Source organism: Streptomyces manipurensis (assembly GCF_049570255.1).
Classification (GTDB): Bacteria; Actinomycetota; Actinomycetes; order Streptomycetales; family Streptomycetaceae; genus Streptomyces; species Streptomyces manipurensis.
Map to the genome: position 1 here is coordinate 3,087,716 of NZ_CP186950.1, position 11,996 is coordinate 3,099,711.

Annotated in this window: 10 protein-coding genes; 1 reads left to right on the forward strand and 9 read right to left on the reverse strand. The window is 72.3% G+C overall.

Features of this window, described 5'->3' with window-relative positions:
• Positions 1 to 78: 78 nt before the first annotated feature.
• Together ACPU2J_RS14175 and ACPU2J_RS14180 are read right to left on the reverse strand one after the other, a co-directional pair.
• Positions 79 to 447 carry a VOC family protein gene (locus ACPU2J_RS14175; protein WP_423833389.1) on the reverse strand — a complete coding sequence of 123 codons (369 nt, stop codon included), beginning with the start codon at positions 445 to 447 and terminating at the stop codon, positions 79 to 81.
• A gap of 2 nt (positions 448 to 449) precedes the next feature.
• Positions 450 to 1,307: a trans-aconitate 2-methyltransferase gene (locus ACPU2J_RS14180; RefSeq protein ID WP_420080563.1), complete on the reverse strand. Its 858-nt coding sequence runs from the start codon at positions 1,305 to 1,307 to the stop codon at positions 450 to 452.
• A gap of 161 nt (positions 1,308 to 1,468) precedes the next feature.
• On the opposite strand from ACPU2J_RS14180, the gene ACPU2J_RS14185 reads away from it, so the two are divergent.
• Positions 1,469 to 1,966, forward strand: a complete 498-nt coding sequence (locus tag ACPU2J_RS14185; protein ID WP_361601674.1) for a MarR family winged helix-turn-helix transcriptional regulator — start codon at positions 1,469 to 1,471, stop codon at positions 1,964 to 1,966.
• Here the strand turns inward: ACPU2J_RS14185 and ACPU2J_RS14190 are convergent.
• From ACPU2J_RS14190 to ACPU2J_RS14220, 7 genes are all read right to left on the reverse strand, one after another.
• A complete protein-coding gene (locus tag ACPU2J_RS14190; RefSeq protein WP_365080667.1) occupies positions 1,925 to 2,689 on the reverse strand; it encodes a response regulator transcription factor in 765 nt (254 codons plus the stop codon). The genes ACPU2J_RS14185 and ACPU2J_RS14190 overlap by 42 nt on opposite strands.
• Positions 2,690 to 3,268: 579 nt before the next feature.
• On the reverse strand, positions 3,269 to 4,228 hold the full coding sequence (galE, locus tag ACPU2J_RS14195) for a UDP-glucose 4-epimerase GalE (RefSeq protein ID WP_361607303.1): 960 nt from the start codon (positions 4,226 to 4,228) through the stop codon (positions 3,269 to 3,271).
• A gap of 133 nt (positions 4,229 to 4,361) precedes the next feature.
• Positions 4,362 to 5,054 (reverse strand): response regulator transcription factor, encoded by a 693-nt coding sequence (locus tag ACPU2J_RS14200; RefSeq protein WP_420080562.1) that lies wholly within the window; start codon positions 5,052 to 5,054, stop codon positions 4,362 to 4,364.
• Between the two features lie 128 nt (positions 5,055 to 5,182).
• On the reverse strand, positions 5,183 to 6,925 hold the full coding sequence (locus tag ACPU2J_RS14205; protein ID WP_423833390.1) for a PQQ-binding-like beta-propeller repeat protein: 1,743 nt from the start codon (positions 6,923 to 6,925) through the stop codon (positions 5,183 to 5,185).
• A gap of 67 nt (positions 6,926 to 6,992) precedes the next feature.
• Positions 6,993 to 8,621 (reverse strand): hypothetical protein, encoded by a 1,629-nt coding sequence (locus ACPU2J_RS14210; protein ID WP_420080560.1) that lies wholly within the window; start codon positions 8,619 to 8,621, stop codon positions 6,993 to 6,995.
• 153 nt (positions 8,622 to 8,774) lie between these two features.
• Positions 8,775 to 10,577, reverse strand: coding sequence for an ABC-F family ATP-binding cassette domain-containing protein (locus ACPU2J_RS14215; RefSeq protein WP_420080559.1), 1,803 nt, complete (start codon positions 10,575 to 10,577; stop codon positions 8,775 to 8,777).
• Between the two features lie 28 nt (positions 10,578 to 10,605).
• Complete coding sequence (locus ACPU2J_RS14220; RefSeq protein WP_423833391.1) at positions 10,606 to 11,937, reverse strand: acyltransferase family protein; 1,332 nt, start codon at positions 11,935 to 11,937, stop codon at positions 10,606 to 10,608.
• Positions 11,938 to 11,996: the final 59 nt, after the last annotated feature.

Here is an 11,996-nt window from a genome sequence, read left to right on the forward strand (position 1 = left end):
CGGAGGTGTGACGGCGCCCCGTCACCGGTGGTCCGGTGGCGGGGCGCCGTCGTGCGGTGCGTGGGGTGCGGGTCGGGCTCAGGTCGCGGGGTGCGGTTCGAGGAATTCGAGTCGGTTGCCGACGGGGTCTTCGGAGTGGATGCGGCGGTGGCCCGGCAGGTTCTCGTCCCAGACGACGGTGGCGCCGCGGTCCTCCAGTCTCTTCGCGTACTCCTCGATGCCGGTGACCCGCAGTCCGGGGTGGGCCTTGCGGGCGGGGGTGAACTCCTCTTCGACGCCGAGGTGGAGCTGTACGGGGCCGGCGGCGAACCAGCAGCCGCCGCGGGCGGCGAGCACGGGTGGTTTGGGGATCTCGGTCATGCCGAGGACGTGGGTGTAGTAGGCCCGGAGCAGGTCTTCGGAGTCGGGCGGGGCGGCGAGTTGGACGTGGTCGACTGCGGTGAGCACGGTCAGGCCTCCTTGCGGGCGACGGCGAAGATCCGCCGGAACGGGAAGACGGTGCCGCGCGGCCCGCTCGGGTAGGCCGTGCGGAGCCGGTCGCGGTATTCGGCGAGGAAGGCGTCGACGGCCTCGTGGTCGTCTCCGAGGGCGGTGAGGACGGGCCGCAGGGCGGTTCCCTTGACCCAGTCCAGGACGGGGTCGGTGCCCTGGAGCAGCTGGTGGTAGGTGGTTTCCCAGACGTCGGCGGCGCAGCCGAGCTCGGTGAACCGGGCGAGGTACTCGGCGGGTTCGAGGATGTGGATGTAGCGGGCGCCGTGTCCGGCGAGGCGGGAGCGCCAGCGCGGGGTGTCGCACTGTTCGGCGAGGAGGGCGTGGCTGGGCGCGGTGAAGTTGCCGGGGATCTGGAAGGCGAGGGTGCCGCCGGGGCGCAGGCCGTTGATCCAGGCTCCGAAGGAGCCGGCGTGGCCGGGGACCCATTGGAGGGCGGCGTTGGAGACGATCAGGTCGTAGGGCTCCTCGGGGAGCCAGCCGGCGATGTCTCCGTGGCGGAAGTCGAGGCTGCCGCCGCCGGCGGTGGGGCCGGCGTGTTCCTGTTCGGCGCGGTGGAGCATCTCCCGCGACAGGTCGAAGCCGGTGACGGCGGCTTCGGGCCAGCGTTCGGCGAGGAGTCGGGTGACGTTGCCGGGGCCGCAGCCGAGGTCGGCGATGCGGGCGGGGCGGGTGGGGAGTTCGGGTATGCGGTTGAGGAGGTCCAGGAAGGGCCGGGTGCGGTGGCCGGCGTGGCGGAGGTACTGCTGGGGGTCCCAGGTGGGGGCGGAGGGTGCGGTGGACGTGGGGGTCCCTGCACGCGTGGTATCGGAATACATGTTCGAGCCTCCCTGCTGGCGGGGCGTTCGGAAGCGGAATCCGTTCCGGCCCCCTCCATGCCCCATGCTCGCTCCAATTATATCTCGACGTCAAGATACTTGCGATCAAGATGCATGACATGAAGAGACTTCACATCGACAGACCCCTTACACTGATCGGCATGGAGGACGAGGTCGACCGACTGGTGGCGGCATGGCGGCGGGAACGCCCTGACCTCGACGTGGAACCGCTCGAGGTGCTCAGCCGCGTCAGCAGGCTCGCGCGCCACCTCGACCGCGCCCGCAGGCTGGCCTTCTCCGAGCACGGCCTGGAGCCCTGGGAGTTCGACGTCCTCACCTCCCTGCGACGCGCCGGCGCGCCTTACCAGCTCTCCCCCGGCCAGCTGCTGACCCAGACGCTGGTCACGTCCGGCACGATGACCAACCGCATCGACCGGCTCGCCAAGAAGGGCCTGGTCGAGCGGCTGCCGGACCCCAGCGACCGCCGCGGGGTCCTGGTGCGCCTCACCCCCGAGGGCCGGGACCGTGCCGACCAGGCCCTCGCCGGACTGCTGGCGCAGGAACGGGCGATCCTCGCCCAGCTCTCGCAGAGCCAGCGCGGCGATCTCGCCGGGCTGCTACGCCGGTTGACCGCTCCGTTCGACAACATCCCCGGCTAGGTCGGCGGGCCGCACCCCGGCCCGGCGGGCCAGTGCCACCGCCGCCAGCGTGGAGTGCACCCCGAGCTTGCCCAGCACGTTCTGCATGTGGGTGCGGACCGTGTGCGGCGACAGGAACAGCCGCGCCGCCACGTCCTTGCGGCCCAGCCCGGCCACCATGCAGCGCAGCACCTCGTGTTCGCGCGGGGTCAGCGACTCCACGAGCCGTTCGCTGTCCGTACGGTGCTTGCGCGCGGCCGTGAGCTCCCGGAGCACCCCGGTCAGGAGCGCGGGCGGGAGGTGCGTCTCCTCGCGCAGGACCCCGCGGACGACGGCGAGCAGCCGCGACAGCGAGCAGTCCTTGGCCACCCAGCCCGAGGCTCCGGCCTGCAGCGCGTGGGCGGCGCGGCGCGGGTCGTCACGCTCGGCGAGCACGACCGTACGGACCCCGGGGTGGGCCACCCGCACGCCCGCGACCAGCGCGATCCCGTCCGAGGCGGGCGGTGGCCCGGAGCCGTGCTCCCGCTGGGCGGGCACGGCCCCGGCGACCGCGCCGAGATCGGCGTCGACCAGCAGGACGTCGAAGCGGCGGCCCTCGGCCACCGCGCGTTCGAGGCAGCGCAGCGCGGCGGGGCCGCTGCCGGCCGCGGACACGTCCACGTCCGGCTCGGCCGCGAGCGCGGCTGCGAGCGATTCGGCGAAGATGCGGTGATCGTCGACGACGAGAACCCGGATACGAACCACAAAACCCCCAAGGGTAGGGGAACGGACGGCTGCGGGTACGGCGCCCGGACCCGTGGTCCGCAGCAGTCCGGCCGCCGCCGAGACATAACTGCATTACCCCGGAGCGGACGCCGTACCCGACGTGTCTCGACCCCTGAATCAACACCGGCCCCCACCGGTGTCACGCATCAGCGTAGGGCCGGGGGGCTTGCGCGGTTGGCCGAATAGCAGAAGTTTTCCCGGTGATTTCGGGGAGCATGCGTTCCGGTCGGGTCGGGTCATGGCTTGAAATCGACTACTCGCGGGTACGAGACCACGACCGCGGTACGGGCGTGTGCCACGGGCAGATGCGCGGGGCGTGGTTCACCCGGCGTGTGCACGCCGGGCGCCCGCGCACGGCGCCCGGCCGCAGCGCACGGCCCGCGCGTCCGCGCCCCCCGCGGGGCGTGCCGCGCCCGGCGGGGTCCGGCCCCTCTCCGACGAGCGACCTGCATATGCGCATGGCAACACCGGCCCGGAGGACGGCGCGGGAGGGCGGGAAGACGGACGCGCCGCCGCGGGGCCGTGGCCCCGCGGCGGCGCGTCCGCAAACTCCCGGGTTCAGCTCTCCTGCGAGCGCGCGAAGTTCCACGCGTCGCTGATGATGCCCGTCAGGTCCGAGCGGTTGGGGGTCCAGCCGAGGCGCTCGTGCGCGGTGCGGGCCGAGGCGACCAGCATCGCCGGGTCGCCGGCCCGGCGCGGGGCGACGATCTCCGGGATCTCCCGGCCGGTGACCTTGCGGACGGTCTCGACGACCTCGCGCACCGAGAAGCCGCTGCCGTTGCCCAGGTTGCAGATGAGGTGCTCGCCGCCGGTGGCCGCCTCCAGGGCGGCCAGGTGGGCCTCCGCCAGGTCGGCCACGTGGATGTAGTCGCGCACGCAGGTGCCGTCCGGGGTCGGGTAGTCCTCGCCGAACACCGAGATGGCCTCGCGCTGCCCCAGGGCGACCTGGAGGACCAGCGGGATCAGGTGCGTCTCGGGGGTGTGGCGCTCGCCGAAGCGCCCGTAGGCGCCGGCCACGTTGAAGTAGCGCAGGGAGACGGCCGCCAGGCCGTGCGCGACGCACTCCCCCGCGATCATGTGGTCGACGGCCAGCTTCGAGGCGCCGTAAGGATTCGTCGGGGCGGTCACCGAGGTCTCGGTGAGCAGGCCCTCGGCCGGCTCGCCGTAGGTGGCGGCCGTGGAGGAGAAGACGAGCTTGCGCACCCCGGCCCCGCGCATCGCGGCGAGCAGGGCGAGGGTGCCGCCCACGTTGTTCTCCCAGTACTTGCCCGGGTTCACCACGGACTCGCCGACCTGCGAGGAGGCGGCGAAGTGCAGCACCGCGTCGAAGGAGGGGTCCACGTACCGGGCGGCGTCCTGGATGCGCCCCTCGACGAACACGGCGCCCTCCGGGACGCCGACGCGGAAGCCGGTGCTGAGGTCGTCCAGGACGGTGACCTCGTGGCCGGCCTCCAGGAGGTGGGCCGCGACCACGCTGCCGACGTATCCGGCGCCACCGGTTACCAGGTACTTGCTCACTCGCCTACTGCCTCTCGCACGGGAGCACGCGCGGAGCGTGCGCGTGCGTGGTCACTGGCTTACCCGATGGGGCGCCCCCGGGGGAAATCGGCCCCCTCCGCGGCCGCCGTCCCGCCCGCGGTCCGCGCCGCGGTCAGAGCTGCGCGGACGCCGCGGGACGCCCCGGCAGGGCACGGTCCAGCAGGCCGGTGCGGGCGGCCAGCGCGGCCGCCTCCAGTCGCGATCCCACCCCCAGCTTCATCAGGACCCGCTGCACATGGGTACGGGCGGTGCTCGGCGCGATCTCCATGCCCGCCGCGATCAGCCGGGTGTCCTCGCCCTCCGCGACCCGGACCAGCACCTCCACCTCCCGCGGGGTGAGCAGGCGCAGCAGCCTGCTGCCCTCGTCGTCGGGCTGGACGGCCGGGTTCAGCAGTTCCGAGAAGGCCCCCTGGAGCAGTTGCGGGGCGATCGCCGTCTCCCCGGCGCGGGCCTTCGCCAGCGCCCGCTCGACGCCCTCGATCCGCTCGTCCTGGCGTACGTAGCCCGATGCCCCCGCGGCGAAGGCGGCCGCGATCCCGCGCGGGCTGGGCACCGGGCCGAGGACGACGACCGCCGTCTGGGGGCGCTCCCGTTTGATCCGGACCACCGGCTCGAAGACCCCGGGACCGGCCGGGGCGGCCGTGCCGAACAGGCAGACCTCCGGGGCGCGGCTGATGACCAGCTCGGCGGCGCCCGCGGCGGGTGCGGCGGCGGCCAGGACCCGGTGGCCGCGCAGTTTCAGGGCAGAGGCCAGCGCCTCGGCCAGCAGCCGGTGCTCGTCGACCACGACGACCCGTACGCCCATGAGGAACCCACCCCCCACCCTTCTGCCCCGGCAAGCTACACGCTTGTTCGACGGTGCGCGGGGGTTACCGCGCAGAAGCCCCCGATCGGTACGGACCGACCGGGGGCTCCTGTGCGGTGACGGGCGGGTCAGCTCGCGGTGAAGGAGAGGAACAGCAGGTCCTTCTCGGGACGGTCCGCGTAGGGCTTGCTGATGCTCTGCTTGGCCATGAAGAGCTTGCCGCTCCGGTAGCGGATCTCGGAGGAGTAGTCGGGCGAGAAGGACATCTCGGCGCTCCGGCTGTCCTTGTCGGCCGGGTTCTCCATGAGGACGGTCTCCTTCATGGTCCGGGTGTCGATGCTGACGACCTGGCCGCCCTTGTCGTACGGGGGGACCTTGTAGGCGATGATGTTGGACCCGTCCATGCGGAGCGGGTAGATGGTGTACCGCTCGCCCGCGTCGGCACGGTCGGTGGTCTGCTTGCCGGTCTCCAGGTCGAAGGAGAGCAGCTCGTTGGTGCGGCTGCCGGGGCCCTGGCCCTGGTGTTCGCTGGAGGGCACGTAGAGCCGGCCGTTGCCGACGACCATGTGCTTGCACTTCTCGACGTCGGTGGATGCGCACTTGGCGGCGAAGTTGTCGGAAGGCAGCGGGATGCGGGCCTTCAGCTCTCCCTTGGGGTCGACGACGAAGAGGTCGCTGACGCCCTTGCCGCCCTTGGCGTTGTCGCCGACGTCGGCGGCGACGACCAGCGGCTTGGTGGAGACGATGTGGGCGTACTCGATGCCCGGGGAGAGCTTGTAGGAGCTGGTGGGCGCGCCCGTGGCGGGGTCGAGGAGCTGTGCGTGGAGCGTGTAGTTGGGGCTCTGGCCGCACTTGCGGATGACGGCCAGGGCCTCGCCGCCGGCGTAACCGGTGTCGCGGCAGCTCTCGTTGTCGACCTTGGGCAGCCACAGGGACTTGCCGTCGGCGAGGTTCCAGGCGGCGCCGCCCGCGGAGACGCCGGCCGCGGCGACGGTCTTGCCGCTGAGGGTGACCTCGGAGAAGGAGACGGGCCGGTCGCCGCCGTTGGCGCTCTTGGCGTTGCCGGACCAGGCGAGCTTGCCGGCCTCCAGGTCGATGACGCCGACCTCGGTGCACGGGGGGTACTTGGCCTCGGGCGTGGGCTGGGCGGCCTTGAAGAGGATGGCCGTCCGGTTCTCGCTGACGTGCGGGGTCGCTCCGCAGACTTCGCCGGGGAGGGCGACCTCCCACTTCTTGGAGCCGTCGACGAGGTTGTAGCCGATCACCTTGGACACGTCGGACTTGACGTAGGTGGAGTCGGTGAGCCAGGAGCCGTCGACGGTGACGAGGTCGGCGACCTCGGGGGCCTGCTGCTTGATGAGGATCTTCGACTTGGTGTTGCCGGGGACCTTCTCGGTGCCGGCCGTGTAGGCCGGGTTCTTGTCGCCGCCCGGGGAGGCGCTGGGGTCGCTCTGCGCGGTCTCCTCCTTGCCGCCGTCGCCGGAGGCGTACCAGAGGCCGCCGCCGACGATGAGGACGATGGCCAGGAGGGCCGCGCCGACGATCGTCAGCTGGGTGCGCTTGTCGTTGCCGCCGCCGGTGGGCGGGGTGGCGGGGACGGGCGCCTGCGGGGACTGGGGTGCGCCGTACGGCGGGGTGCCGGGCTGCTGCGGGTAGCCGTAGCCGGGGCCGGTCTGCGGGTAGCCGTAGGCGGGCTGCTGCTCGGGCGGTCCGGCGGGCCCGGCCGGCGGTGCGGCGGGCGGTGCGGCGGGCGGCGTGGGCGCGCCGAACCCGCCCGGGGCGGGGGTGCCCCCGGCGCCGGCCGGGGGAGGATCCTGCGGCGCTCCGAAACCGCCGGACGGCGGCTGGCTGGGGGGCGGCGGGGTACTCATCGGTTGCTGTTGCCTCTCGGTGGACGGCTCGTCGGACGGCTCGTGGGACGGCTCCTGGGACGCGTGTTCATTTGCCGAAGACCATCAGGAGTTTCTCGTCGCTGTCCTTCGCGTTCAGGCGGGACGTGGAGATGAAGAAGCGTCCGTCCACGTAGTCGACCTGCGGGGAGTAGAAGGAGCTCTCGATCGGCGCGGCGGCGCCCGACGGGTGGCGCAGGAGTGCGGTGGGGGTGCTGCCGTCGGCGGGTACGGAGAGGACCTCGCCGCCCTGGGCGTTCTCGGCCTTGCGGTAGGCGATCAGCGTTCCGTTCGCGGCCTTGACCGGTTCGATGGTGCGTCCCTCGCCGGCCGGGACGCGCCATTTGGCCTTGCCGGTGGCGAGGTCGAAGGCGACGATCTCGTTGGCCTTGCCGATGTCGGCCTTGGTGGGCAGGTAGAGGGTGCCGGCGTCGGCGACGGCGTTGGCGCAGCCCTGGAGGGAGTCGTCGAAGCTCATGCCGCACTCGGTGGGGAACTTGCCCTCGCCGGAGAGGGTCGCGCGCTGCTTGCCGTCGGGGCCGAGGACGATGATGGAACGTTCCTTGGACTCGGCGTTGCCGAGGTCGAGGACGATCGGGTCGACGGAGTAGACCCGGTTGACCTTCCAGCCCTTGGGGAGACGGTAGGTCCAGGTCTTCTTGCCGGTGACCGGGTCGGCGTCCTGGACCTCGACGGTGCCGTCCTTGTCGTAGCAGGTGGCGATGCCGATCATCTTGCCGCTGCCGGCGGCGTAGGCGCCGGGGACGCAGCCCTCGGCGGGGCTGGCGAAGAGCTTGTCGCCGGTGCTGATCCGGAAGGCGGTGGCGCGGGTGAGCCGGTTGACGGTGACGGTGTCCCCGGTGAGGGCCAGGTTCGGGTCGAGGAACATGTCGAAGTCGCTCTCCTTCGTCACCTCCTTCGACCAGCCCTCCTTGCCCGCCTTGAGGTCGATCATGCGAATCTGGTTGCAGTCGGCGGTCTCCGACGGACCGTTCTTGTGGAGGACGACGGTCTTGCCGTCCTCGGTGGTCCGGGGGGTCGTGGCGCAGAGGTCGGCGGGGAGGGTGATCGCCCACTTCTCCTTGCCGTCGGTGACCGCGTAGCCCTTGATGGTGTTGCCGACGGCCTTGGCGACGGTGTCGGCGACGATCCACTGGCCCCGGGACTCCACGCCGGCGCCGGGGCCGTCGATCTTTGCGGTCTTGAGCCAGAGGACCTTGTCCTCGCCCTGCTTGCGGCCGGCGTTGAGGTCGGTCTGCGCCGTGCCGCCGTCGCCGTTGCCGTCGCCCTTGTCCACGGACGGGGAGCCGGAGGGCTTGGCGTCGCCGGACTCCTGGGCGACGGGCTCCTTGGCGTCGTCGTCGCCGGCGAGGACCGCCCAGCCGACGCCGCCGAGGACGAGCGCGGAGGCCACCGCGGCGGCGACGAGGAGCGTGGTCTTCTTCTTCGGCGGCATGCCGGGCCCGCCGGGCGGGGGCGGCTGCAGGCCGTGCGCGGGGTAGGCCGCGACGGTGGGCGGCTGTTGCGGGTACGGGGGCTGCTGGGCGTGCGCCGGCTGCTGGGCGTACGGGTTCTCGCCCTGCTGCGGATATCCGTAGGCCTGCGGCGGGGGCCCGGGGAGGTGTCCGTAACCGGAAGGTGTCGGCGGCTGGTTCGGCGGCTGGGGCGGCTCGGTCATCAGCGCACTTTCGGCTTCTGGGGGGCGGGGAGGATGACCTTTCTATCACTGACGGCGTTCATACAACGGACCGGTCCGTCCCCTGTTCCCAAGGGAGGACCGGCCCGTGACGCCGTCGTTATCCGCTCGGCCGGCCCCGGCGGCCGGTGGGATCTAGGCCTCCTCGGCGAGCTCCAGCCAGCGCATCTCCAATTCGTCGCGGTCGGAGAGAAGTTCGCGCAGCTCCGCGTCGAGCTTGGCCACCTTGTCGTAGTCGGTGGAGTGTTCGGCGATCTGGGCGTGCAGGTTTCCCTCGCGGTCGGCGAGCTTGTTGAGCTGCCGCTCGATCTTCTGGAGCTCCTTCTTCGCGGCGCGGGAGTCGCCGGAGGAGCTGGACTTGGCGGCGGCCGCGGCGGGTGCGGGGGCCGGAGCGGCGGCCTCGATCATCTTCTGGCGGCGTTCCAGGTACTCGTCCAGGCCGCGCGGCAGCATCCGCAGGCTGGCGTCGCCGAGCAGGGCCATCACGGTGTCGGTGGTGCGCTCGATGAAGAACCGGTCGTGGGAGATCACGATCATGGAGCCGGGCCAGCCGTCGAGGAGGTCCTCCAGCTGGGTCAGGGTCTCGATGTCGAGGTCGTTGGTGGGCTCGTCGAGGAAGAGGACGTTGGGCTCGTCCATCAGCAGGCGCAGGATCTGCAGGCGGCGGCGCTCACCGCCGGAGAGGTCGCCGACGGGCGTCCACTGCTTCTCCTTGGTGAAGCCGAACTGCTCGCAGAGCTGGCCGGCCGTCATCTCGCGGCCCTTGCCGAGGTCGACGCGGTCGCGGACGCGCTGGACGGCTTCCAGGACGCGCAGGGACGGGTCGAGTTCGCCGACCTCCTGGGAGAGGTAGGCCAGCTTGACGGTCTTGCCGACGATGACCTGGCCGGAGGCGGGCTGCGTCTCGCCCTGGGTGCGGGCGGCTTCGGCGAGGGCGCGCAGCAGGGAGGTCTTGCCGGCGCCGTTGACGCCGACGAGTCCGACGCGGTCGCCGGGGCCGAGGTGCCAGGTGAGGTGCTTGAGGAGGGTCTTGGGGCCGGCCTGGACGGTGACGTCCTCGAGGTCGAAGACGGTCTTGCCGAGGCGGGCGTTGGCGAAGCGCATCAGCTCGGACTTGTCGCGCGGCGGCGGGACGTCGGCGATGAGCTCGTTGGCGGCCTCGATGCGGTAGCGGGGCTTGGAGGTGCGGGCGGGGGCGCCGCGGCGCAGCCAGGCGAGCTCCTTGCGCATCAGGTTCTGCCGCTTGGTCTCCTCGGTGGCGGCGATGCGTTCGCGTTCGGCGCGGGCGAAGACGTAGTCGCTGTAGCCGCCCTCGTACTCGAAGACGTCGCCGCGCTGGACGTCCCACATGCGGGTGCAGACCTGGTCGAGGAACCAGCGGTCGTGGGTGACGCAGACGAGTGCGGAGCGGCGCGTCTGGAGGTGGCCGGCCAGCCAGGAGATGCCCTCGACGTCGAGGTGGTTGGTGGGCTCGTCGAGGATCAGGAGGTCCTGGTCGGCGATGAGCAGCTTGGCGAGGGCGATGCGGCGGCGCTCGCCGCCGGAGAGCGGGCCGATGACGGTGTCGAGCCCCTGGCCGAAGCCGGGCAGGTCGAGGCCGCCGAAGAGTCCGGTGAGGACGTCGCGGATCTTGGAGTTGCCGGCCCACTCGTGGTCGGCCATGTCGCCGATGATCTCGTGGCGGATGGTGGCCGAGGGGTCGAGGGAGTCGTGCTGGGTGAGGACTCCCATGCGCAGGCCGCCGGACTGGGTGACCCGGCCCGTGTCGGGTTCCTCCAGTTTGGCGAGCATCCGGATGAGGGTGGTCTTGCCGTCGCCGTTGCGGCCGACGACGCCGATCCGGTCTCCCTCGGACACGCCGAGGGAGATACCGTCCAGCAGGGTACGTGTGCCGTACACCTTGCTGACTGCCTCGACATTGACCAGATTGACGGCCATCAGACGCGCTCCAGGGAAAGGGTGTGGATCAGCCCCTCAGCCTAACCCTCCGGGCCGGGGCGGATCGTTCCACCAGCCAGGCGCCCGCCACGGCCATGCCGATGGCCGCCGGTGCGGTGACGGGGAAGGCGATCAGGGTGGCGCTGTGGCCTTCGAGGAGACCGTCGAGGCCGGTCATGGACAGGCCCAGGACCCCCAGCAGGCACAGGGTGATGCCGAGGGCGGCGCGGGGACCCGCGGCCGGGACGGCGGCGGGAGCCGGGGCGGGCGCGGGGGCCTCGAAGCAGCGGAACAGCGCGACGAACCCGGCGGTGAGCGCGGCCGCGGCCAGGATCCGTACGGGCACCTGCGCCCACCAGGCCGCCGTCGCGGGCTCGGGGAGGTCCATGCCGAGGGCGAGCTGGGCCCCGTACACGGCGAGCATGGCGGTGAGGTGCCAGAGGAAGGCGGTCATGGCGACGCCGTTGGCGGCGACGACCGTGCGCCAGACGCGGGGGCGCCTCAGCCAGGCGGCGGCGGGCCGGGCGGCGAGCTGCACGGCGCCGACGAGCCACAGGCCGTGGCAGAGCAGGGCCAGGGTGGGCGGGGCCATGTTGGAGACCTTCTCGCCGGGCATCCCGACCATGGACAGCGGGTACGGGCCGAGGGCGACCAGCAGTGCGGCGCCGGCGAGCCCGGCGGCGGCGAGCAGCCCGGGCCGGCGGATGCGCCCGTCGGCGCGCAGGAAGCCGAGCTGGTGGACGGCGAGCCAGACGAACGCGAAGTTCAGGAACTCCACGTAGGGGACGCCGAACGCGAAGCGCAGTACGTCGACCAGCGCGGCCGCGCCGGCCAGTGCGGCGAAGGCCGCCCAGCCGTGGCGTTCGTGCAGCCTGAGCAGGGGCGGGGTGAAGGCGACCATCGCCAGGTAGATCCCGATGAACCACAGCGGCTGGGTGACCAGCCGCAGCGCCGCCCCGGTCAGGGTGCCGCCGCCGCGGCCGGCGAGTTGCACGGTGAGCGCGAGCACGGCCCACACCAGGACGAAGACGAGGGTGGGCCGCAGCAGGCGGCGCAGCCGGGCCCGCAGGAACGCGGCGTAGACGGGCCGGCCGTCGGCGCGGCGGGCCAGGGAGCGGTAGGACAGGGCGTGCGAGAACCCGCCGACGAAGAAGAAGACGGGCATGATCTGCAGTCCCCAGGTGAGCACCTGGAGGGCGGGTACGAGGGCGAGCAGGTTCCCTATGCCGTCGCCGCTGACGGCGGCCATCAGCCAGTGTCCGGCGATGACGGTGCCGAGGGAGGCGACGCGCAGCAGGTCGACGTACCGGTCGCGGTCGTCGGGGGTGGCGTCGGCCATGGCGCGTGCGCTGACTGTCATGCAGCCACGGTGCGCCCTGCCGTACGTCCCCCGACAGCGCGCGGATACTCAGCTCCGGC

Coding starts and splice junctions, on each gene's coding strand:
- ACPU2J_RS14210 (WP_420080560.1), bottom strand. CDS start 8,621: ATGACCGAGCCGCCCCAGCCGCCGAACCAGCCGCCGACACCTTCCGGT.
- ACPU2J_RS14180 (WP_420080563.1), bottom strand. CDS start 1,307: ATGTATTCCGATACCACGCGTGCAGGGACCCCCACGTCCACCGCACCC.
- ACPU2J_RS14185 (WP_361601674.1), top strand. CDS start 1,469: ATGGAGGACGAGGTCGACCGACTGGTGGCGGCATGGCGGCGGGAACGC.
- ACPU2J_RS14220 (WP_423833391.1), bottom strand. CDS start 11,937: ATGACAGTCAGCGCACGCGCCATGGCCGACGCCACCCCCGACGACCGC.
- ACPU2J_RS14200 (WP_420080562.1), bottom strand. CDS start 5,054: ATGGGCGTACGGGTCGTCGTGGTCGACGAGCACCGGCTGCTGGCCGAG.
- ACPU2J_RS14205 (WP_423833390.1), bottom strand. CDS start 6,925: ATGAGTACCCCGCCGCCCCCCAGCCAGCCGCCGTCCGGCGGTTTCGGA.
- ACPU2J_RS14215 (WP_420080559.1), bottom strand. CDS start 10,577: ATGGCCGTCAATCTGGTCAATGTCGAGGCAGTCAGCAAGGTGTACGGC.